The sequence below is a fragment of the Falsiroseomonas oryziterrae genome (assembly GCF_021864505.1).
GTDB classification, from domain to species: domain Bacteria; phylum Pseudomonadota; class Alphaproteobacteria; order Acetobacterales; family Acetobacteraceae; genus Falsiroseomonas; species Falsiroseomonas oryziterrae.
In genome coordinates this window covers 1-718 of record NZ_JAKJIB010000672.1, presented here as the reverse complement: position 1 = coordinate 718, position 718 = coordinate 1, and the positions used below count along the sequence as shown (strand labels likewise).

General features: G+C 78.7%; 1 protein-coding gene. It reads right to left on the bottom strand.

Going from position 1 to position 718, the window contains the following annotated elements:
• Nucleotides 1–718 (bottom strand): DUF4131 domain-containing protein (locus tag L2I40_RS24015; protein ID WP_237217852.1); only part of this gene is annotated, 718 nt, incomplete at both ends.

The following is a 718-nucleotide window of genomic DNA, read 5'->3' as shown; positions in this document are numbered from 1 at the left end:
GCGGCCGCGACCGCGCCCGCCGGGCCGGGGATCGCCGCCTCGACCCGCGCCTCGAGCGTCGTGCGCAGCGCCGCGAAGCCGGGCAGGCTGTCGGCCGCCGCGATCACCGTGACCGGCCCGAGCGCGGTGCCGGACCCGCCCAGGCCGGAGAAATAGGCGGCACGCTGGAAGTCCCAGGCACCGGGTGCGATGGGCGGCGGCGGCTCGCGCAGCAGCGCGCGCAGGTGCAGCGTGTCGCCCGGCATCGGTCGCGCAGGATCATTGGCGCGCAGCCGGATGCGCAGCCGGCGCGGCAGCGCCTCGCCATCCCCGATGCGCGCCTCCGCGATCGTCACGCGGCGCCCCTCCGGCAGGACCTCCACCTCCACGACGGTGCCGGTGAGCATGACCGCGGTGCGCGGCAATTCGAGCGGCAGCGGGGCGCGCGCGGCATGCCAGGTGGCGACGCCGAAGCCGAGCAGCGCCGCGGCGACCAGGCCGAGGGCCCAGCCCGCGAGTGGCGCGCGGCGCGCCAGCCAGAACGCCACGGCGGCGAGCGGGGGAACCAGCCAGGCCGCGCCGGTGCCCGGCTCCTCCGGCATCGCGAAATAGGCCAGGACGCCGCCGCCGAGCGCGACTGCGAGCCAGGGCGCGAGGCGGCCATGCTGGAGGGCGACCTCCGCCCCCGCGGGCTCGCGCAGGCGCGCCAGTGCGGGCCCTGATCGGGACAGCACACGCC